The sequence below is a fragment of the Streptomyces sp. NPDC079141 genome (assembly GCF_040686775.1).
Classification (GTDB): Bacteria; Actinomycetota; Actinomycetes; order Streptomycetales; family Streptomycetaceae; genus Streptomyces.
Map to the genome: position 1 here is coordinate 834,654 of NZ_JBFBLP010000003.1, position 21,248 is coordinate 855,901.

General features: G+C 73.7%; 19 protein-coding genes. 6 read left to right on the forward strand and 13 right to left on the reverse strand.

Annotation, left to right across the window (positions count from 1 at the left end):
- Positions 1-2: 2 nt before the first annotated feature.
- Entirely contained in the window at positions 3-806 is an 804-nt protein-coding gene (ppk2, locus tag AB0Q90_RS13545) for a polyphosphate kinase 2 (protein ID WP_363161985.1), read from the reverse strand.
- A 50-nt stretch (positions 807-856) separates the two neighbouring features.
- Here ppk2 and AB0Q90_RS13550 point away from each other — a divergent pair, with 50 nt between their 5' ends.
- The 5 genes from AB0Q90_RS13550 (at position 857) to AB0Q90_RS13570 (ending at position 8,414) form a co-directional block, all read left to right on the forward strand.
- On the forward strand, positions 857-3,238 hold the full coding sequence (locus AB0Q90_RS13550; RefSeq protein ID WP_363161986.1) for a phosphoketolase family protein: 2,382 nt from the start codon (positions 857-859) through the stop codon (positions 3,236-3,238).
- Positions 3,239-3,424: 186 nt separating this feature from the next.
- Positions 3,425-6,121 (forward strand): GNAT family N-acetyltransferase, encoded by a 2,697-nt coding sequence (locus tag AB0Q90_RS13555; RefSeq protein WP_363161987.1) that lies wholly within the window; start codon positions 3,425-3,427, stop codon positions 6,119-6,121.
- A 12-nt stretch (positions 6,122-6,133) separates the two neighbouring features.
- Complete coding sequence (locus AB0Q90_RS13560; protein WP_363161988.1) at positions 6,134-6,865, forward strand: CBS domain-containing protein; 732 nt, start codon at positions 6,134-6,136, stop codon at positions 6,863-6,865.
- Positions 6,866-6,891: 26 nt separating this feature from the next.
- Entirely contained in the window at positions 6,892-7,395 is a 504-nt protein-coding gene (locus AB0Q90_RS13565; RefSeq protein ID WP_363161989.1) for a flavodoxin domain-containing protein, read from the forward strand.
- A gap of 29 nt (positions 7,396-7,424) precedes the next feature.
- Positions 7,425-8,414, forward strand: a complete 990-nt coding sequence (locus AB0Q90_RS13570) for a hypothetical protein (protein WP_363161990.1) — start codon at positions 7,425-7,427, stop codon at positions 8,412-8,414.
- A 143-nt stretch (positions 8,415-8,557) separates the two neighbouring features.
- On the opposite strand, the gene hypE is transcribed toward AB0Q90_RS13570, so the two are convergent.
- From hypE to AB0Q90_RS13630, 12 genes are all read right to left on the reverse strand, one after another.
- The gene (gene hypE / locus AB0Q90_RS13575; RefSeq protein WP_363161991.1) at positions 8,558-9,592 is read right to left on the reverse strand and encodes a hydrogenase expression/formation protein HypE; all 1,035 of its coding nucleotides are present in this window, start codon (positions 9,590-9,592) and stop codon (positions 8,558-8,560) included.
- On the reverse strand, positions 9,589-10,692 hold the full coding sequence (hypD, locus tag AB0Q90_RS13580) for a hydrogenase formation protein HypD (RefSeq protein WP_363161992.1): 1,104 nt from the start codon (positions 10,690-10,692) through the stop codon (positions 9,589-9,591). Before hypD ends, hypE begins: the two co-directional genes overlap by 4 nt.
- Positions 10,689-11,309 (reverse strand): CBS domain-containing protein, encoded by a 621-nt coding sequence (locus AB0Q90_RS13585; RefSeq protein WP_363161993.1) that lies wholly within the window; start codon positions 11,307-11,309, stop codon positions 10,689-10,691. Before AB0Q90_RS13585 ends, hypD begins: the two co-directional genes overlap by 4 nt.
- Positions 11,302-12,651, reverse strand: coding sequence for a nickel-dependent hydrogenase large subunit (locus AB0Q90_RS13590; RefSeq protein WP_363161994.1), 1,350 nt, complete (start codon positions 12,649-12,651; stop codon positions 11,302-11,304). The genes AB0Q90_RS13585 and AB0Q90_RS13590 overlap by 8 nt, the downstream gene beginning before the upstream one ends.
- The gene (locus tag AB0Q90_RS13595) at positions 12,648-13,400 is read right to left on the reverse strand and encodes an oxidoreductase (protein ID WP_363161995.1); all 753 of its coding nucleotides are present in this window, start codon (positions 13,398-13,400) and stop codon (positions 12,648-12,650) included. The genes AB0Q90_RS13590 and AB0Q90_RS13595 overlap by 4 nt, the downstream gene beginning before the upstream one ends.
- Positions 13,400-14,206: an FAD/NAD(P)-binding protein gene (locus AB0Q90_RS13600; protein ID WP_363161996.1), complete on the reverse strand. Its 807-nt coding sequence runs from the start codon at positions 14,204-14,206 to the stop codon at positions 13,400-13,402. The genes AB0Q90_RS13595 and AB0Q90_RS13600 overlap by 1 nt, the downstream gene beginning before the upstream one ends.
- Positions 14,203-14,667, reverse strand: coding sequence for a cyclic nucleotide-binding domain-containing protein (locus AB0Q90_RS13605; protein WP_363161997.1), 465 nt, complete (start codon positions 14,665-14,667; stop codon positions 14,203-14,205). Before AB0Q90_RS13605 ends, AB0Q90_RS13600 begins: the two co-directional genes overlap by 4 nt.
- Positions 14,668-14,670: 3 nt before the next feature.
- Positions 14,671-15,825 (reverse strand): 4Fe-4S dicluster domain-containing protein, encoded by a 1,155-nt coding sequence (locus tag AB0Q90_RS13610; protein ID WP_363161998.1) that lies wholly within the window; start codon positions 15,823-15,825, stop codon positions 14,671-14,673.
- A gap of 109 nt (positions 15,826-15,934) precedes the next feature.
- Positions 15,935-16,192, reverse strand: a complete 258-nt coding sequence (locus tag AB0Q90_RS13615) for a HypC/HybG/HupF family hydrogenase formation chaperone (RefSeq protein WP_363161999.1) — start codon at positions 16,190-16,192, stop codon at positions 15,935-15,937.
- Between the two features lie 6 nt (positions 16,193-16,198).
- Complete coding sequence (hypF, locus tag AB0Q90_RS13620) at positions 16,199-18,484, reverse strand: carbamoyltransferase HypF (RefSeq protein WP_363162000.1); 2,286 nt, start codon at positions 18,482-18,484, stop codon at positions 16,199-16,201.
- A 250-nt stretch (positions 18,485-18,734) separates the two neighbouring features.
- Positions 18,735-19,223, reverse strand: coding sequence for a hydrogenase maturation protease (locus tag AB0Q90_RS13625; RefSeq protein ID WP_363162001.1), 489 nt, complete (start codon positions 19,221-19,223; stop codon positions 18,735-18,737).
- Positions 19,224-19,337: 114 nt separating this feature from the next.
- Positions 19,338-20,150, reverse strand: a complete 813-nt coding sequence (locus AB0Q90_RS13630) for a universal stress protein (protein WP_363162002.1) — start codon at positions 20,148-20,150, stop codon at positions 19,338-19,340.
- A 186-nt stretch (positions 20,151-20,336) separates the two neighbouring features.
- Between AB0Q90_RS13630 and AB0Q90_RS13635 the strand changes: the two genes are divergently transcribed.
- Positions 20,337-21,239, forward strand: coding sequence for a universal stress protein (locus AB0Q90_RS13635; RefSeq protein WP_363162003.1), 903 nt, complete (start codon positions 20,337-20,339; stop codon positions 21,237-21,239).
- Positions 21,240-21,248: the final 9 nt, after the last annotated feature.

Genomic DNA, 21,248 nt, shown 5'->3' on the forward strand with positions numbered 1-21,248 from the left:
GCTTACAGGCCCGCCGCGTGATCCGGGACGTAGCTCTGCAGATCGCGCGGCGGGCGCTCGTAACCGGCCGACGGCGGCCGCACCGGCAGCTCCAGCACCGGCGGCGGCACGTCCTGGTACGGCACCGAGCCCAGCAGATGGGCGATCATGTTCACCCGGGCGCGGCGCTTGTCGTCGCTCTCGACGACGTACCAGGGCGCCTCGGCGATGTCGGTGTGCACCAGCATCTCGTCCTTGGCCCGGGAGTACCCCTCCCAGCGGGTGATCGACTCCAGGTCCATCGGCGACAGCTTCCAGCGTCGCAGCGGGTCCTCCAGACGGCGCCGGAAGCGGTCCTGCTGCTCGGCGTCGCTGACCGAGAACCAGTACTTGCGCAGCAGGATCCCGTCCTCCACGAGCATCCGTTCGAAGATGGGGCATTGGCGCAGGAAGAGCTGGTACTCCGCCTTGGTGCAGAAGCCCATCACATGCTCGACGCCGGCCCGGTTGTACCAGCTGCGGTCGAACAGCACGATCTCCCCGGCGGCCGGAAGATGCTCCACATACCGCTGGAAATACCACTGGGTGCGCTCCCGCTCGGTCGGCTTGGGCAGGGCCGCGATGCGCGCCACGCGCGGGTTGAGGTGCTCGGTGACCCGTTTGATGGTGCCGCCCTTGCCCGCCGCGTCCCGCCCCTCGAAGATGACGACGAGACGGGCGCCCTCGGCACGCACCCATTCCTGAAGCTGCACCAACTCCGTCTGCAGACGCAGAAGTTCCTTCTCGTACGTCTTGCGCGGCAGTTTCTCCGCCTTGTTGCCGGCCATGCCGCCTCCCACCGCACGTCGACCCCGTCACCGACCCGGAGAGTCACCCCATGTCCAAGGTCGAACACCAGAACAGCACCGTACTGACCGACGACGAGCTGCGCACCCTGGACGCCCACTGGCGCGCGGCCAACTACCTGGCCGCCGGACAGATCTACCTGCTGGCCAACCCGCTGCTGCGCGAGCCGCTGACGGCCGAGCACATCAAGCCGCGGCTGCTCGGCCACTGGGGCACCTCGCCCGGTCTGAACCTCGTGTACACCCACCTCAACCGGGTCATCAAGGCCCGCGGCCTGGACGCGCTGTGCGTATGGGGTCCTGGCCACGGCGGCCCGTCGGTTCTCGCCAACTCCTGGCTGGAGGGAAGCTACAGCCGGACCTATCCCGACGTCGGCCGGGACGCCGAGGGCATGGGGCGGCTGTTCAAACAGTTCTCCTTCCCCGGCGGCGTGCCGAGCCATGTGGCCCCCGAGACCCCGGGCTCGATCCACGAGGGCGGCGAGCTCGGTTACGCCCTCTCCCACGCCTACGGCGCCGCCTTCGACAACCCCGGCCTGCTCGTCGCCTGCGTGATCGGCGACGGCGAGGCCGAGACCGGGCCGCTGGCCGCCTCCTGGCACTCCAACAAGTTCCTCGACCCGGTGCGCGACGGCGCCGTCCTGCCGATCCTGCACCTCAACGGCTACAAGATCGCCAACCCGACGGTGCTGTCCCGGCTGCCCGAGCCCGAACTCGACGAACTCCTGCGCGGCTACGGCCACGACCCCATCCATGTCACCGGCGACGACCCGGCCGCCGTGCACCGCGCCATGGCCCAGGCCTTCGACACCGCCCTGGACCGCATCGCCCACCACCAGCGCCTTGCCCGCGACGGCGGCGCGGCCGAGCGCGTCCACTGGCCGGTCATCGTGCTGCGCACCCCCAAGGGCTGGACCGGCCCGGCCGAGGTCGACGGCGTGCCCGTCGAGGGCACCTGGCGCGCCCACCAGGTCCCCCTCGCCGGCGTCCGCGAGAACCCCGGGCACCTGCGCCAGCTGGAGGAGTGGCTGCGCTCCTACCGGCCCGAGGAACTGTTCGACGCCGACGGCCGCCCCGTCGCCGACGTCCTCGCCTGTCTGCCCGAGGGCGCCCGCCGCCTCGGCGCCACCCCGCACGCCAACGGCGGCCTGCTCGTGCGCGAGCTGCCGATCGCACCGCTCGACCGGTTCGCCGTGCCCGTCGACAAGCCCGGCACCACCCTCCACGAACCCACCCGGGTTCTCGGCGACCTCCTCGCCCAGGTCATGAAGGACACCACCGAGCGCCGGGACTTCCGGGTCGTCGGCCCCGACGAGACCGCCTCCAACCGCCTCCAGGCCGTCTTCGACGGCAGCGGCAAGGCCTGGCAGGCCGAGATCCTGCCCGTCGACGAACACCTGGACCGGCACGGCCGGGTCCTGGAGATCCTCTCCGAACACACCTGCCAGGGCTGGCTGGAGGGCTATCTGCTGACCGGCCGGCACGGGCTGTTCTCCTGCTACGAGGCGTTCGTGCACATCGTCGACTCCATGGTCAACCAGCACATCAAGTGGCTGAAGACCTCCAGGGAGTTGCCGTGGCGCGCGCCCATCGCCTCCCTCAACTACCTGCTCACCTCGCACGTGTGGCGCCAGGACCACAACGGCTTCTCCCACCAGGACCCCGGCTTCGTCGACCACGTCCTCAACAAGAGCCCCGAAGTCGTGCGCGTCTACCTGCCGCCGGACGCCAACACCCTGCTGTCCGTGGCCGAACACGCCCTGCGCAGCCGCGACTACGTCAACGTCATCGTCGCCGGCAAGCAGCCCTGCTACGACTGGCTGTCCATGGACGCCGCCCGCGCCCACTGCGCCCGCGGCGCCGGCATCTGGGAGTGGGCCGGCAGCGAGAACGGCGGCGAACCCGACGTGGTCCTCGGCTGCGCCGGCGACGTGCCCACCCAAGAAGTCCTGGCCGCCGCGCAGCTGCTCCGCCGCCACCTGCCCGAACTCGCCGTCCGTGTGGTCAATGTCGTCGACATCGCCCGCCTGATGCCGCGCGAGGAACACCCGCACGGCATGACCGACTTCGAGTACGACGGCCTGTTCACCGCGGACAAACCGGTGATCTTCGCCTACCACGGCTATCCGTGGCTGATCCACCGGCTTGCCTACCGCCGCAACGGACACCGCCACCTGCATGTGCGCGGCTACAAGGAGTCGGGGACGACGACCACACCGTTCGACATGGTCGTGCGCAACGACCTCGACCGGTACCGGCTGGTCATGGACGTCATCGACCGGGTCCCCGGGCTCGCGGTGCGGGCGGCCGCGGTGCGCCAGGAGATGGCCGACGCACGCACCCGGCACCAGGCGTGGATCCGGGAGCACGGCACGGATCTGCCGGAGATCGCCGAGTGGAGCTGGAACGCGTAGCGGTCGTCCCTCTTCCGCGGCGCCGTCGTGGCTGGTCGCGCAGTTCCCCGCGCCCCTCTCGGGGCGCGGGGAACTGTCTGTCATTGAGGGCCGACCGGCCCCACCGTTCCGCCCGGACAGCCCATGGGGCCGCCGTCCGTTCCGCTGGATCCTCGAAGTGACGAGAAGACGCGAAGGAGATCCGCGATGACGGACGACGCGCTCAGCCGGCCCACGGTCCACGCCCTGCTCGCGGACGGCACCATGGTGTGCATCCGCCCGGTGCGCCGGTCCGACCACGACCAACTCCAGGGTCTGTACGAGGAGATGTCCCCGGAGAATCTGCGGCTGCGCTTCTTCGCCGCGAGCCATCGGTCGGCCGCGATGGCCGCCGACCGGGCCTGCGGACCGGTACGGCCCGGCTACCGGGCGCTGCTGGCCGAGACGGCGGGACAGGTCATCGGCCTGGCCGAGTACAGCGTCACGGACACCGAGGACACCGCCGAGATCTCCATCGCCGTCGCCGACGGCCTGCACCACCGGGGCGTCGGCACCCTCCTCGTCGAGCACCTGGTCTCGGCCGCCCGCGCCGAGGGCATCACGACCTTCACCGCCGACGCGCTCAGCGAGAACCACGAGGTCCTGCGCCTCTTCGCCGACCTCGGCCTGCGCACCGCCCGCCGCTTCGAGGGCCCCGAGGTCAGCTGCACCATCGCCCTCGACGAGAGTGACACCTACCTGTCGGCCGTGGAGGAACGCGGCCGCGCCGCCGACGTCGCCAGCCTCCGCCCGCTGCTGCGGCCCGCGACGGTCGCCGTCGTCGGTGCCGGACGCAAGGCGGGCTCCGTGGGCCGGGCGATCCTGCACCAGCTGCACGCGGGCGACTTCACCGGCCGTCTGTTCGCGGTGAACCCCGGCGCGCACGCGATTCTCGGCGTTCCGTCCTACTCGTCGGTCAGCGCCCTGCCCGCCACCCCGGACCTGGTGGTCGTCGCGGTGCCCGCCACCGCGGTCGCGGACACCGCCGAGGAGTGCGGCAAGGCGGGCGTCCGCGCCCTCCTCGTCGTCACCGCCGGCCTGGACGCCGGCCAGTCCGACGCCCTGCTCACGGCCTGCCGCGCCCACGGCATGCGCCTGGTCGGCCCCAACTGCCTCGGCGTCAGCAACACCGACCCCGCCCTGCGCCTGGACGCCACCTTCGCCGCCGGCCATCCGCGCCCCGGCACCGCGGGCATCGCCGTGCAGTCCGGCGGCGTCGGCATCGCCCTGCTCGACGGGCTGTCCCGGCTGGGCATCGGCGTCTCCTCCTTCGCCTCCCTCGGCGACAAGTACGACGTCAGCGGCAACGACATGCTCCAGTGGTGGGAGAGCGACGGCCGCACCGACCTCGCCCTGCTCCACCTGGAGTCCTTCGGCAACCCGCGCGCGTTCTCCCGCACCGCCCGCCGCGTCACCCGCCGCATGCCGGTGCTCACCGTCGACGCGGGCCGCACCGACGCCGGCCGCCGGGCCGCCGCCTCCCACACCGCGGCCGCCGCCACCCGCACCATGACCCGCGGCGCGCTGTTCACCCAGGCCGGCATCACCGCCACCCACTCGTGCGGCGAACTCCTCGAAGCCGCCGCCCTGATGCACTCCCAGCCCCTGCCCGCCGGAGCCCGGGTCGCGATCGTCACCAACGCGGGCGGAGCCGGCGTCCTCGCCGCCGACGCCTGCGCCGAGGCCGGGCTCACACTGCCCGCGCCCACCCCCGAACTCGTCGACGACCTGCTCTCCGTACTCCCCGAAGGCGCCGCCGTCGGCAACCCCGTCGACGCGACCGCCGCGGTGACGGAGGAACAGCTCACGGCCTGCGTGGACCGGATCATGCGGTACGGCGGGATCGACGCCGTCCTCCTGGCCCTGGTGCCCACCGCGGTCGCCGCGGCGACCGGCGACGACCTGATCCGGGCTCTCACCCGCGCCGCCCCCGGAACACGTCCCAAGCCGGTCGCCGCGGTGCGGCTCGAACAGGGCCTGCCCGTGGAGCTGCTGCCCGCCGAGGGCGGCGGTACCGTCCCCGCGTACGCCGAACCCCAGGCCGCGGCCCGTGCCCTGGCCCACGCCGCGCACCGCGCCGCCTGGCTCGCCCGGCCCGCCGGCACCGTCCCCGACCTGGACGGCGTCGACACCGCGCGCGCCCACGCCGTCGTCGAGACCTACCTCGACAAGAACCCGGACGGCGGCTGGCTCGCCCCGCGCGTGTGCGCCGAGCTTCTGGACTGCTACGGCATCCCGCAACTGCCGTGGGCCTGGGCCGACAGCGAGGACGACGCCGTCCTCGCCGCCGACCGGCTGCGCGGCGCCGACGGCCGGGTCGTCATGAAGGGCTACTGGCCGGGCCTGCTGCACAAGAGCGCCCAGCACGCCGTCCACCTCGATCTGCGGGGCGACCACCAGGTGCGCGCCGCCTTCCGCGACCTGGAGACCCGGTTCGCCGGACTGCTGACCGGCGTGGTCCTCCAGCCGCTCGCCCCGCGCGGCACCGAGCTGTTCGCCGGTGTCGTCCAGGACGAGGTCTTCGGACCGCTCGTGCTCTTCGGGCTCGGCGGCACCGCCACCGAAGTCCTCGCCGACCACGCCGCCCGGCTGGCCCCGCTGACCGACCACGACGTGCACGACCTGATCACGGCCCCGCGCTGTGCCCCGCTGCTGTTCGGCGCGCACGGCGGCGGACCGGTCGACCTCGCCGCCCTGGAGCAGCTGCTGCTGCGGCTGTCCCGGATGGCGAGCGACCTGCCGCAGCTCGCCGAGGCCGACTTCAACCCCGTTCTCGCGACACCGGGCGGAGTCACCGTGCTCGATGCACGCGTGCGCCTGCTGCCCCGCAGGCCCCAGGACCCGTATCTGCGCAGGCTCCGCTGAGGAGGGACAGACATGAAGCACAACAAGGTGGGCTCCGTGATGACCACGGAGGTCGTCCGCGCCGAGTACGGCACGCCGTTCAAGGAAGTGGCCCGGCTGCTCGGTGACCACCGCATCAGCGGACTGCCGGTGGTCGACGAGGACGAACAGGTCATCGGCGTGATCTCCGAGACGGACCTGCTGGTCCGGCAGGCCGAGACGCCCGACCCGTTCGAGCCGCGCAAGCGCTCCTGGTTCGCCGGTCTGACCCGGGAGGGCCGGACGCGGGCCGCCAAGGCCAAGGCCCGCACCGCCGGCCAGCTGATGACCGAACCGCCGGTCACGGTGCACGCCGACGACACCATCGTGGAGGCTGCCCGGACCATGGCACAGCACCACATCGAACGGCTGCCCGTCCTCGACGAGGAGAACCGGCTCGTCGGCATCGTCACCCGCCGCGACCTGCTCCAGGTTTTCCTGCGGCCCGACGCGGAGATCCGCGCCGAGGTCATCGACGAGGTGCTGGTGCGGTCGCTGTGGCTGAGTCCGCGCGCGGTGGACGTCTCGGTCACCGAGGGCGTGGTGACGCTCTCCGGTCAGATGGAGCGCAAGAGCGAGACGGAGATCGCTGTCTCCATGACCCGGCAGACCGACGGCGTGGTCGCCGTCGTCGACCGGCTCACCCACCGGCTGGACGACTCCCGGCTCCAGCCCGACGAGCAGGCCCTGCACGGCGTGGCCGACGACTGGCTGCGCAAGCTGTGACAGGACCCTGAGAGGAGGTGCCCGTCATGACCGCCAAGGTGCTGGTCGCCTACGGGACCACCAACGGATCGACCGCGCAGATCGCCGAGGCCGTGGCCGCGGTCCTGCGCAAGGAGGGCTGCACCGCCGAGGCACTGCCCGCCGGCGCCGTCGCCCGGCTGACGGACTACGACGCCGTCGTCGTCGGCGGCGGACTGTACGCCGGACGCTGGCACAAGGACGCCCGCCGCTTCCTGCGCCGGCACCGCGGCGCCCTGGCCGAACGCCCGCTGTGGCTGTTCAGCAGCGGCCCGCTCGACCCCTCCGCCTCGGAACGGGACATCCCGCCCGTGCCCGGCCTGCGACGGGCCATGGAGCGCCTGGACGCGCGCGGGCACGTGACCTTCGGCGGCTGCCTTCAGGAGGGCGCCAAGGGCCGTATCGCCCGGATGATCGTCCGCAACGGAAAGGGCGGCGACTTCCGGGACTTCGGCCGGATCGAGGAATGGGCGGCCCAGGTCGCCGAGGAGGTGGCGGGGGAGAAGCACTGACCCCCGTCGCCACGAAGGGTGGAGGTGTCATGTCCCTGCCGTACGCGAGCGCCGGCCGCGCGGCTCATCATCTGACCCGCGCGGCCGTGCTCGCGCCCTCGCCGCACAACAGCCAGCCGTGGTTCTTCGCCGAGGAGGGGCGTGACCAGGGCTTCGAGATCCACCTGGACCGGGGGCGGCGGCTGATCCTCACCGACCCCGCCGGCCGCGAGGCGGTCATCGCCTGCGGGGCCGCCCTGTTCAACGTACGGATCGCCGTACGGCACCTCGGCTTCCGGCCGGCCGTCACGCTCCTGCCGGACTCCCGCGACTCCGGCTTCCTGGCCCAGGTCGGCTACGCCGCGCACGCCCCGGCCACCGCCGACGAGGCACGCCTGGCCCGTGCGATACCCCTGCGCCACACCCACCGCGGGCCGTTCGGGACCGAACCGCTGCCGGACACGCTCCTGGCCGAACTGCGCGACCACGCCCGGGCCGAGGGCGCCGACCTGCAGATCATCGACGAACCCGAAGGGCTCGACCACCTCGCCGAGCTGGTCCGCGCCGCGGAGAACGTGCACCGCGCGGACCACGGCCACACTGCCGAACTGGCCCGGTGCATAGGCCCGTACGGGCTGCCCGTCGACGCCTGCCGCCACCACCCGGACCGGACGTTCCTGCCCAGCCGCGACTACCTGGGCCTCGCCCGGCGGATCACCCTCCCGAGCCGACGCAAGTGGCGCGCCACGGGCACGGTCGTCGTCCTGACCACCCTGCACGACGACCGCACCGACTGGCTGCGCTCGGGCCAGGCCCTCCAGCGGCTGCTGCTGCACGCGGCCACCCGCCAGGTCATGGCCGCCTTCCACACCCAGCCCCTCGAACTCCCCGAACTCCGCACAGAGTTGCGCACCCACCTCGCCGCCCACCGCTTCCCCCAGGCCATCCTGCGCCTCGGCCACACGACCGAGGTATGGAACGTGCCCCGGCGGGCCCCTGCCGAGGTGTTGGTGCGGGGGAGCGTGCCGGTGGGTCGGTGACGACGGGGTGCGGACCGGTGTCCGTAGCCGCCCGGGCCGCGAGCGCAGTGCGGCTACGTGTCCTCGGCCGCGAAGCCGACCAGCCAGCCCCTGCCGAGGTGCCGGCAGGCCTGTGACGATGGGCGCGGCGCCCATACCGCCCGTCAGCAGATCCGCGGCAGTTGCTCGCCCAGTGGCATCTCCACGATGCGCCGGGCACCGACCAGTGTGCGCAGCGTGACCCGGCCGCGCGGCCCCTGGGGCAGTACCTCGCCGATGCGCACCGCTTCTCGGCCCTCGGGCCGGGAGCGCAGGGCGGTCAGTGCGTCCTCGGCCGCGTCCGGGGCGACGAAGGCGACCAGGCAGCCCTCGTTGGCGACGACCAGTGGGTCCAGGCCGAGGAGATCGCAGGCGGCGGCGACCGGCTCGGGTACGGGAATGGCGGCGTCGTCGATCTCCACGGCGACGGAGGAGTCGCGGGCGATCTCGTTGAGGGTCGCCGCGAGGCCGCCGCGGGTGGGGTCGCGCAGCACGTGGACGGCGCCGGCGAGCGGGGCCAGGGCGTCGACCAGGCGGTGCAGCGGCCGGGAGTCCGAGGCGATGTCGCTCTCGAAGCCGAGGCCCTCGCGGGTGCTGAGCACGGTCGTGCCGTGCAGGCCGATCGGAGCGGACAGCAGCACCGCGTCCCCGGGACGGGCCAGCGCCGCCGATGGGGTGAGGAGCGGGTGCCGTCGCCCGACGCCCGTGGTGGTGATGAACAGCCGGTCGGCCGCGCCCCGGCCCACCACCTTGGTGTCCCCGGTGACCACCGGCACGCCCGCTTCCTGGGCCGCCTTGCCCAACGACTCCGTCACGGCCCGCAGTTCGGCCAGCGGCAGCCCTTCCTCCACGATCAGGGAGACGGACAGCGCCAGCGGCCACGCGCCCCGCATCGCGAGGTCGTTGACCGTGCCGTGGACGGCGAGGGACCCGATGTCCCCGCCGGGGAAGAACAGCGGGCTGACGACGAAACTGTCGGTACTGATCACCAGATCCGGGTGGCCCGGCAGCAGCGCCGCGTCCTCCAGCGGGCCGTCGCCCGAGTCGAGGGCGGGCAGCACGATCCGGTCGAGCAGCTCCGCGGTGAGGCGGCCGCCGGCGCCGTGGCCGAGCAGGACGACCTCGTCCTCGTGGTTCGGGACGGGACAGTCGAGAGTCATGGCGTGCTCCTCGTACGGGTGCGTCCGGCCGCGTGGAAGGCGGCGCAGGTGCCCTCGGACGACACCATCGGCGCGCCGAGGGGGTGACGGGGCGTGCAACGGGTGCCGTACGCCGCGCAGTCGGTGGGCAGCCGGGCCCCGGTGAGGATCGCGCCCGCGATGCACTCCGGGTCCTCGACGGGGCTGAGTCCGCCCACGTCGAAGCGGCGGGCCGCGTCGAACTCCTGGTACTTCTCGGCAAGTTCGAGGCCGCTGCCGGGCAGTGCCCCGATGCCGCGCCAGGACCGGTCGGCGACCCGGAACACCTCGCGGACGGCGTCCTGCGCCTGCGTGTTGCCCGAGCGGCGCACGGCCCGCACGTACTGGTTCTCCACCTCGAACCGGCCCGACTCCAGCTGCCGTACCGCCATGAGGATGCCCTCCAGCAGGTCCAGCGGCTCGAAGCCGGTCACCACGATCGGCACCCGGTAGCGGGCGGCGATCGGCTCGTACTCGCGCCAACCCATCACCGCGCACACATGCCCGGCCGCCAGGAAGGCCTGCACCTCGCAGTCCGGGTCGTCCAGCAGCGCCGTCATGGCCGGGGGCACGAGGACATGGCTGACCAGCATCGAGAAGTTCGTCAGGCCCAGGCGGGCCGCGTGCAGGACCGCCGTGGCGTTCGCGGGCGCGGTCGTCTCGAAGCCGACGGCGAGGAAGACGACCTCGCGGTCGGGGTGCTCGGCGGCCAGGCGTACGGCGTCCATCGGGGCGTAGACCACCCGGACGTCGGCGCCGCGCGCCCGCAGGGACAGCAGATCGGTGTCCGTGCCGGGCACGCGCAGCATGTCGCCGAAGCTGGTGAGGATCACGCCGGGCCGGGCGGCGACGGCCATGGCCCGGTCCAGGGTCTCCAGCGGGGTCACGCACACCGGGCAGCCCGGCCCGTGGATCATCCGCATGCCGGCCGGCAGCAGTTCGTCGATGCCCTGCCGGACCAGGGTGTGGGTCTGCCCGCCGCACACCTCCATGATCCGCCACGGGCGCGTGGCGGTCTGCCGCAGCTCGTCCAGCAGCCGCCGGGCGAGCACGGGATCGCGGTACTCGTCGAGGTACTTCATCGGTGCGTGAGATCGAGCCGGATGTCCACGACCCCCTCCACCGCCCGCACCGCCCGGGCCAGCATGGGCACGAGCGTACGGTCGGGCAGGGCACCGCCGAGCGTGACCACGCCCTCGGTCACCTTGACCGTCAGGGGCGTGACGATCGGGAGCTGGCCGAGGACGCTGCCGCGGATCTCCTCGGCGATCTCCTCGTCGGAGCGCAGGAACACCTTGAGCAGGTCGCTGCGGCTGACCACGCCCTGCAGCAGCCCGACCCCGTCCACCACCGGCAGCCGCTTGACGTGCCGGCGGGCCATGATGCGGGCCGCCTCGGCGAGCGTGGCGTCCGCGTGCACGGTCACCGCCGGGGTGCTCATCAGCTCGCCCGCGGTCACCGCGCCGGCCTTGGCCCGCTCCGCCAGATCGCCCTCGTCGGTGTCCCGGTACTCCTCCTTGAGCAGCAGGTCCGCCTCGGAGACCACCCCGACGACCCGCCCCTCGCCGGCCAGCACCGGCAGGGCGCTGACCTTCCACTGGTCGAGCAGCTCGACGATCTCCTTGAAGTTCGCCTCACTGCCGACGGCGACGACGGTGTGCGTCATCACATCGCTCACGCTGTAAGGGGATTCAGGCATCGCTGTCTCCTGTGGTTCGGACGACCGTCAGGTCGAGAAAATGGGTGGAGCACGAGATGCACGGGTCGTGATTGCGGATCGCCCGCTCGCACAGATCCGTCAACTCGGCGTCGTCCGGGGCTCCTTCGCTGATCGCCCGCTGGGCCAGCCGTCGCAGGTCGTCCTCGATCGCGCCCTGGTTCTGCGCGGTGGGCGGCACCAGCACGGCGTCGGTGACCGTCCCGTCCGCGGCGAGTTCGTAGCGGTGGTAGAGCACCCCGCGCGGCGCCTCGGTCGCGCCGTGCCCGACCCCCGCGACCGGCGGAACCTCCGTGTACGGGCGCTCGGGCGGCTCGTACGCCTCGATCAGCCGCAGCGCCTCGGTGACGGCGTACACCGTCTCCACCGCCCGCACCAGGATGGACCGGTACGGATTGCGGCACACGGCACCCGCCCGCGGATCGCCGAGACCGGCCTCCACCGCCGCCTGGCGCGCGACCTCGGACAGCCGTGCGCCGCCGATCGCGAACCGGGCGAGGGAGCCGGTCAGATGCAGCCGGCCGTCGAGCCGCGAGTGCAGGGCGGTCGAGTGCGGCACATGGGTCTCGGTGACCCGGCGGGTGAAGTCCCGTACCGGGAAGGAGGCTTGTGTCCCGTCGGCGCGCAGCACGGTCGGGGTGCCGGACTCGATGGCGTACGTGTCCGGCGCGGCCAGGGCCAGCAGATCGGCTTCGACCCGGGCGTCCGGGAACTCGAACCCGGCCACCCAGCGCACGGTGTCCCACGCGTCGTCCAGCGCCCGCTTCAACTCCTCGGCCAACGACCGCAGTTCGGCGCGCGCGGGCGCCCGGTGGAAGCCGCCGAGGCGAACGTTCACGGGATGCACGGCCCGCCCGCCGAGCAGCTCCATCAGCGAGTTGCCCGCCTTCTTCAGCCGCAGCCCCCGCTCCACCTCCGCCCGGTGCGTCCGGGCCAGCTCGATCGCGCTCGCCCGGCCCAGGAAGTCGGGGGCGTGCAGCAGATAGATGTGCAGGACCTGGCTCTCGATCCACTCCCCGCAGTACAGCAGCCTGCGCAGATCCCGGATCACCGGATCGACGCTCACCCCGCACGCGTCCTCGATCGCCGCGCATGCGCTCATCTGGTAGGCCACCGGGCAGATCCCGCACACCCGGGCGGTGATGTCCGGCGGTTCGGTGTACGACCGTCCGCGCAGCAGCGCCTCGAAGAAGCGCGGCGGCTCGTAGATCTCCAGCCGCGCCTCGGTGACCGTGCCGTCGTGCACGCCCAGGCGCAGCGCGCCCTCGCCCTCGACCCGGGACAGCGAGCCGACGTGCAGCACACGGGATCCTCGATGGGTCACTTCCTCAACTCCTCGTCGAACGCAGGGGCGTTGAAGGTGTGCAGGAACCGTTCCACGGCGTCCTCGTCCATGCCGTCACGGCGCAGCAGAGGGATCAGCGCGGGCAGGTTCACGGACCCGGACGGCCCGAAGCAGCCGTAGCAGCCGCGGTGGTAGGCCGGGCACAGCGCCCCGCAGCCCGCGTGGGTGACCGGGCCCAGACATGGGGTGCCGTGGGCGACGGTGACACAGACCGTGCCGCGCCGCTTGCACTCGAAGCAGACGCTGTGGTTCGGCACGTCGGGCTTGCGGCCGGCCAGGAACGCGGTGATCACTTCGAGGAGCTGCCGCCGGTCGATCGGGCAGCCGCGCAGCTCGAAGTCGACGTCCACATGGGCGGAGACGGGGGTGGAGGTGGCCAGGGTCGAGACGTACTCGGGGCGGGCGTAGACCACGCGCCGGTACTCGTCGACGTCCGCGTAGTTGCGCAGCGCCTGGATCCCGCCCGCCGTGGCGCAGGCCCCGATCGTCACCAGGACGCGGGAGGCGGCCCGGATCGCCCGGATCCGCTCGGCGTCCTCGGCGGTGGTGACCGAGCCCTCGACCAGCGTCAGGTCGTAGGGGCCCGGCTCGACGGCGCTGGATGCCTCCAGGAAGTGGGCGATCTCCACCTCGCCCGCCAGAGCGAGGAGTTCGTCCTCGCAGTCCAGCAGGGTGAGCTGACAGCCGTCGCAGGAGGCCAGCTTGAACACGGCGAGTCTGGGTGCCATCACAACTCCCTCACCGACAGCAGGGATTCGGCCCGCTCCCAGTCCACGACCGGGCCGTCCCGGCACAGCAGCAGCGGCCCCAGCTGGCAGTGCCCGCAGTGGCCGGTCGCACAGCGCATGTTCCGTTCCAGCGAGACCCGGATCCGCGCGCCGGGCATCCCCCGGGCGGCGAGCTCACGGGCCGTGGCCCGGATCATCGGCTCCGGCCCGCACACGAACGCCCAGGCGTCGGCGGGCTCGAAGTCCGCCCGGTCCAGCAGATCGGTGACCAGACCGACGTCACCGCGCCAGCCGTCGTCGGGCCGGTCGACGGTCACCCCGGTGTACGCGGTCCGCCAGCCCTCGATCTCCTTGCGGGCGATCAGATCGGCCGGGGTGCGCGCCCCGATCAGCACGTTGACCCTGCCGTACGCCTCGGGGTCGGCCAGCGCGCCCAGGATCAGCGGCCGCAGCGGCGCCAGGCCGATGCCGCCCGCGACCACGATCACGTCCCGCCCCCGGGCCCGCTCCAGCTCCCAGCCGGTCCCGTACGGCCCGCGCACACCGAGCACATCGGCGGTCTGCGCCGCGCACAGTCCCGCCGAGACGGCGCCCACCGCCCGGACCGTGTGCGCGAGACCGCCGGTGGCCTGCACCGAGCTCACCGAGACCGGGATCTCGCCCCGCCCGAAGCAGTGCACCATCGCGAACTGGCCCGGCGCGAAGTCACCGAGCGGCACGCCGACCGGCTCAAGACGCAGCGTCACCGTGTCCGCGGTCTCCGGCCTGCGGGCGACCACGCGGTACGGGACCGGTACGTCCGTCATCGTGCACCACCGCTCCCGCCGGGGCCGTACAGGTCGAGCAGCCGGGTCCGGGCCGCGCGCAGCCGGTGGGACAGCACCCGGCCGACCCAGTGCTCGACGGCGCGGCCGAACTCGGCGTCGTTGAGGCACATCAGCCGGACGGCGACGGCGTCGAACTCGTAGGTCCGCAGGGGTGTCACGGCCTGGGCGCCGAACTGCCAGACGTACGGTTCGTACAGCCAGGACCAGCCGACCAGGTCGCCGACGCCGAGGGTTTCGACGACCGGCGCCCGGCGGCCGGGCACATGCAGGTCCAGGGCGAGCGTGCCGTCCCGGACGATCCAGAAGCGGTCGGCGTGACCGCCCTCGTCGAACAGCCGGGTGCCCTGCGCGAAGTGCGCCTCCCGGCCGACGCGCAGCAGCCGGTCGCGGTGCTCCGGGGGCAGGGCGTGGTTCATGCGCAGGGCGATCGAGGGAGGCATCGGTCAGGTCTCCGTTCCGTGATCGGCCGCTACGGCGGCTTCGGTGGCGCCGGCGGCTTCGGCGGCCAGAGCGGTGACTTCCTCGGTGATGTCGATGCCGGCCGGGCACCAGGCGATGCAGCGCCCGCAGCCGACACAGCCCGAGGTGTCGAACTGGTCGTGCCAGGTGGAGAGTTTGTGGGTGAGCCACTGCCGGTAGCGGCTGCGCCCCGACGCGCGCACCGGGCCACCGTGCAGATACGAGAAGTCCAGGTCGAAGCAGGAGTCCCAACGCTGCCACCGCTCGGCGTGGTCGCCGGTGAGGTCGGTGACCTCCTCGGTCGTCGTGCAGAAGCAGGTCGGGCAGACCATCGTGCAGTTGCCGCAGGTCAGACAGCGGGAGGCGACCTCGTCCCACCGCGCGGCGTCGGCGCTCTCGCCCAGCAGCGCCCGTACGTCGACCGGGGGCAGGGAACGCCCCATGCGCTCGCGGGCCGCGTCCACGGCAGCGCGCGCGGCGCCCTCGACCTCCGCATCCGCGACACGGTGCGGCACCTGCTCCAGCAGCGCGGCGCCCTCCGCACTGCCGACCCGCACCAGGAAACGACCGCCCACCTCGGTGAGCGCCAGGTCGTACCCGGGGTCGGCGGCGGGACCGCCACCCGTGGAGACACAGAAGCAGGTCGCACCGGGCTCGGTGCACTCGGCCGCGATCAGGAAGGCCCCGTCCCGGCGCCGCCCGTACCCGGTGTCCTCGTACCGCCCGCCGGCCAGCACCCGGTCCTGGATCGCGATGGCCCGCAGATCACAGGGCCGGACGCCGAGGAAGGCGTACGACGGGGCCTGCGGCTCGTCCGGGGTGAAGGACAGCTCGCCCGACGGCGTACGGTCGGCGCTCCACAGCCGTTCGCGGGCCGGATGCAGGAAGTTCTTCCAGGACTGCGGCCCCGCGCTGTGCGCGAAGGCGGCCCCGTCCTCGCGGCGCACCAGCCGGTACCGTCCGGCCTCCAGCTCGACACCCCAGCCGAAGGGCAGCGCGTCCGCGGACTCCAGCTCGGCGAGGACGATCGCTCCGTCGCGGACGGTGGGCCCGATCACGGTCCGCCCTTGCGCCACCAGGGCCGCGACCAGGGCGTTGAGACCGTCGCGGTCCAGTACGGCGTCCGGGTTGGCAGTCATGACGGCTCTCCTCCGAGTGCGGTCCTCCAAGGTCAGCGTCCGCCTGCGCAGGGGCTGTCAGGCAGGGGCTGACCGGCCCTCTTGACGGGCCGATCGGGTCAAGCGCCCGTCACGGAAGCGGCTCACCCAGCTCACCCTCGACCGCGTCGGCCATGGCCCGCAGCACCTCCAGCGTGCGCTGCGCCTCCACCTCGTCGACCTCGGTGATCGCAAACCCCACATGCACGATCACATACGAGCCGACCCCCGCCCCCGGCGTGCAGTCGAGGCACACCTCACGCCGCACACCCCCGAAATCCACCGTCGCCATACGCAGCCCGGCGTCGTCGTGAATCTCCAGGACCCGTCCCGGAATCCCCAGACACATCAGCGCTCACCCTTCCCCGCTCAGCCGCGCGGCGGCGACCGCGGCCTGGCCGTAGCTGATGCCGCCGTCCCCGACCGGGACCTGCCCGCCGACCAGTACCCGCAGCCCCTGCGCGCGCAGTCGGCGCCGCACCTCGGTCAGCAGCCGCCGGTTGACGAAGCAGCCGCCACCCAGGCACACCGTGCGGGGCGCGCCCTCGGCGACCGCCCGGGCGACGAGTTCCGCGGTGACGTCGGCGAGCGTGAGATGGAAGGCCGCGGCGAGCCGGCCCACCGGTTCCCCGGCCAGCCGCCGCTCCAGCAGATCGGCGAGGGTCGGGGCGGGGTCGTAGACCCACAGCCCCTGGGCCAGCACGACGCGATGGGCGAGCGGTACGGCGTGCTCGCTGCCCGCCGCCGCCTCCAGCAGCACGGCCGCCTCGCCCTCGTAGCTCACCCGGTCGGCGAGGCCGAGCAGTGCGGCCACCGTGTCGAAGAGCCGGCCGGCGCTGGACGCGCGCGGGCAGTTGACGTTCCGGGCGATCATGGCGCGCACGGCGGCGACCTCGGCCAGGTCGAGCCGGTCGGTGAAGGGCCGGGTGAGCCAGGGGTAGGGGCGCGGGGAGCCGAGCGTCTCGCCGCCCAGCAGGTGGCCCAGTGCCGTGCGGGAGGGATGGCGCACCGCCGCGTCGCCGCCGGGCAGGGGCGCGGTCGCGAACCTGCCCACGCGGCGGTAGCCGCTCAGGTTGGCGACGAGGATCTCGCCGCCCCACAGGGTGCCGTCGTCGCCCAGGCCCAGCCCGTCGTAGGCGACGCCGAGGAAGGTGCCCCGCACCCCGTGCTCGGCCGCGCAGGCGGCCACGTGAGCGTGGTGGTGCTGCACGGGGATCCGCCGCACCGGCTGGGCCTGCGCCCACTGCGTGGACAGATAGCCGGGGTGCAGATCGTGGGCCAGCGCCACCGGCTCGATGCCGCTGAGCCGCTTGAGGTGTGCGTACGAGGCCAGGAACGCGTCGTGGGTCGTGAGGTCGGACAGGTCGCCGGTGTGCGGGCCGAGCAGGGCCCGACCGTCGGCGGCCAGCGTGAAGGTGTGCTTGAGCTGCGCCCCGGCGCCGGCGACCGGCTCGCGGGCGGCGAGTGGCAGCGGGGCGGGGGCGAGGCCCCGGGCCCGGCGGACCGTGATCCGGATCCGCCCGGTGAACTGCACCACGGAGTCGTCGTAGCGGGAGCGGATCGGCCGGTCGTGGGTCAGGAAGCCGTCCGCGACGCCGTCCAGCGTGCGCCGGGCCTCGGCGTCGTCCACGGCGATGGGCTCGTCGGTGAGGTTGCCGCTGGTCACCACCAGCGGGCGGGCGAGCTCGTCGAGCAGGAGGTGGTGCAGCCCGGTGGTGGGCAGGAACAGGCCGACGCGGTGCAGCCCGGGATGGACCTCGGGCGCGAGGGCGGGAGGGCCGCCGCGGCGGCGGCCGAGCAGCAGCACCGGCCGTTCGGGGGAGAGGAGGCACTGCCGTTCCGTGGCCCCGATCCAGGCCAGTCGTTCCGCCGCCGCCAGGTCGGGGACCATCACGGCGAATGGTTTCGCCGGACGGCGTTTGCGGCGGCGCAGCTCCGCCACGGCCCGCGGGTCGCCCGCGTCGCACACCAACTGGTAGCCGCCCAGCCCCTTCAGCGCGACGATGCCGCCCCCGTCGACGGTCTTCACCGCCGCCCGCAGCGCCGCCTCCCCGCGCAGCTCCTCCCAGGCGAGCCGCGGCCCGCAGACGGGACAGGCCACCGGTTCGGCGTGGAAGCGCCGGTCGGCGGGGTCGGCGTACTCGGCCGCGCAGTCCGCGCACAGCGGGAAGCGGCGCATGGTCGTGCGGATCCGGTCGTAGGGGAGGTCCTCGATGATCGTGGCGCGCGGCCCGCAGGCGGTGCAGTTGATGAACGGATAGCGGAAGCGGCGGTCGCCGGGGTCGCGCAGCTCGTGCAGACAGGCCTCGCACAGGGCCGCGTCCGGCGGGATCTCCCGCGCGGCCGGTTCCGGGGCCCCGGCGGCGCTGGGGCGGACCTCGAAGCCGCCGCCGTACGCGGCCCGTTCCGAGCCGTCGCTCAGCCGGACATGCCGCACCCGGGCAAGGGCCGGGGCGTCGGTGCGCAGCCGCGCGGCGAACTCCTCGATCCTGGCGGACGGTCCGGAGACCTCGCCCTCCACATGGCCGTTGACGTTGGCCACCCAGCCGTCCAGGCCGAGTTCGGCCGCGGTGCGATGGACGAACGGCCGGAAGCCGACGCCCTGCACGATCCCGTCCACCCGGAAACTGCGCGCACTCATGCCGGCTCCCGGGGTGCCAGGTACGGGGCGAGCTCTACCAGGGCGGCGACGGCCGTGGTGCGATGTTTGCGGGGCCGGGAGTTGACGTCTGGGACGATCGGGTCGTCTTGGAAGCGGCGCGTACTCATGCCGGCTCCCGGGGCGCCAGGTACGGGGCGATCGGCCAGGGTGGCGACGGCCGCCGTGCGATGTTCGCAGGGCCGGGAGTTAACGTCCGGGACGATCGGGTCGTCTCGGAAGCGGCGCGCAGTCATGTCCGCTCCCGGGGTGCCAGGTACAGGGCGAGTTCCGCCTCGACGGCCTCGGCCAAGGGGTCGACGGCCGCGGTGACGGCGGGCGAGAGGCCGGTGCCGTAGTCGCTGTCGGTGCCCTCCACGGCGTACACGACGAGCCGTTCGGGCAGCAGGTCGAGGACGCGGGCCAGTTCGACCGCCTCGCCCAGGCCCAGCCCGTGGGAGCTGGTGGCCGACGGCTGCGGCAGCCGTCCGGAGTCGAGGACGAGCCGGTGCACGCGGCCGGGTGATCCGGGGTGTGCGTGGGCCGCGTCCACGACCACGGCCAGCCGTGCGCCCTCCCACAGGCCGATCAGCCGGCCGGGGTCACCGTCACAGGTGGCCAGCACGGCGTCCGCCGGCAGCGCCCGCTCCCGCAGCCGGGCGATCACCGCCCAGCCCACGCCGTCGTCGCGCCGGAACTCGTTCCCGACGCCGATCACGGCGATCCGCCCACGCCTGCTCATACCTCCACCCTGGGCCGCGGCCTCCGCACGCCACAGGGGCCGAACGACCCATGCCCCCGGGCCGGTCCGCCCCTCACGGCTCTGAGGCGCCCGGCGGTGCCCCTCGCCCGGCCACTACGACGGCACCACCGCCACCGGGCACCTGGCGTGTCCCAGCAGGGCGAGTGCGGTGGTGCCCGAGCGGCGACCGACCACCACCAGCCCGGCGGTGGCGGACGCGTGGGCCAGTGCCACGGCCGGCGGCAACAGCACCACGTCCTGCAGGACCTCGACGCCGGGGTGCTTCTCGCGCCACGGCCGCAGCGCGTCCGCCAGGAGTTGGACCTCGTGGTCCTCCCAGGTCGCGCGCGCCGCCTCGGGGACGGGGAAGGGCAGACAGGCGGCACCCTCGGGGAGCCGCCAGGAGTGCACCGCGTGCAGGCGGGTGCCGTGCAGCCGCGCCGCGGTGAAGGCGAAGTCGAGCGCCGCGCCCGCGGGGTCGCGCGCGTCGACGCCGACGACCACTCCGTCGGCCGGATGCGCCGGCCCCGGGTCGGCGAGCGCGCCGGGCACCAGGACCACCGGCCCGTCGACCCCCGTGGCCAGCGCCGACGCGGTCGACCCCACGGCGATCCCGGCGTGACCGCCCTCGCCGCGCAGACCGACGACGAGCAGTTCCGCCCCGCGCAGCGCGGCCAGGGGTGTCCCGGTCGCACAGACGCTCCGGGCGGCCAGCCCGGGGTGGCGGCCGACGAGTTCGGCCACGACGTGCTCCGCCACCGCCTCGGGGCGGTAGGGCCATCGCTCGGCCGTGTCCTCGGCCCCCGGCGGGGCCGCGTGCACCAGCCACAGGGGCAGTCCCAGCAGCAGCGCCTCACGCGCGGCCCAGTCCGCCGCCGTACGGCTGCGGGCCGACCGGTCGACTCCGGCGATGATCACTCGTTCCATGGTCTGCCGCCTTCCGGCCGGGGAACCCGGCCCAAGCCCGGCCGATGCCCACCCTCCCGGCGCAATTGCGCCCACGGCAGGGGCCGAACGGTCCCCGGGCGGAGACCTGGCGGCCCCTGTCTGCGGGCGGGGCCGTGGGACGAGGCTGGCAGTGAGGAGCAGGACCGACCGCAGGAGGTGCGCGCCATGCTGTTGCCCGTGATCGCCGGAGTCGACGGTTCCACCGAGAGCCTCGCCGCCGCCGAGTGGGCCGCCCGTGAGGCGGTGCGCCGGCACCGGCCGCTGCGCCTGGTGCACGCCTGGAGCTGGCACCCACGCCAGGACGACGGCCACCTGGCCACCGCCGCCCAGCGCCACCTGGCACGACACGCGCTGCACCAGGCCGAGGAACGCATCCTTCGCACCACCCCCGGCGTCACCCTGGACGAGGACCAGGTCGAGGGCCCGGCGACCGCGGCCCTGCTGCGCGCCGCCGACCGCGCCGACCTGCTCGTCCTCGGCTCCCGCGGCCTCAGCGGCTTCACCGGCTTCCTGGTCGGCTCGGTCGCCCTCGGCGTGGTGGCCCGCGCCGAGCGGCCCGTCGTCCTCGTCCGCGCGGACGAGGAGGCCGCCGACGAGCACCTGCCGGGTCCCGGCGGCAACGCCTCCGTCCGTACCGGCTACCGGGACGTCGTGCTGGGCATCGACCTCGGTGACCCCTGCGACGAGGTGATCGCGTTCGCCTTCGAGGCCGCCCGGCTGCGCGGCTCCCGCCTCAAGGTCGTCCACGCCTGGCAGCCCCCCTCCCCCCTCGGGCTCGGCCCCGGCGAGATCGGCCTGGCCGACGCCCCGCGGCAGGCGGAGGAGTGGCTGGGCTTCATGACGGCCGTGCTCCAGGTGTGGAGCGACAAGTACCCGGACGTCCAGGTCGTCGAGACGGTCACCGCCGGCCGGGCCCCGTCCGTCCTGGTGCGGGCCGCGTCCGGGGCGAGCCTGCTCGTCGTGGGCCGCCGCACCACCGACCGCCCGGCGGGCCCCCGCACCGGCCCCGTCGCGCACGCCGCCATCCACCACGTCGACTGCCCCGTGGCCGTCGTCCCTCACGACTGAGAGGCCCCT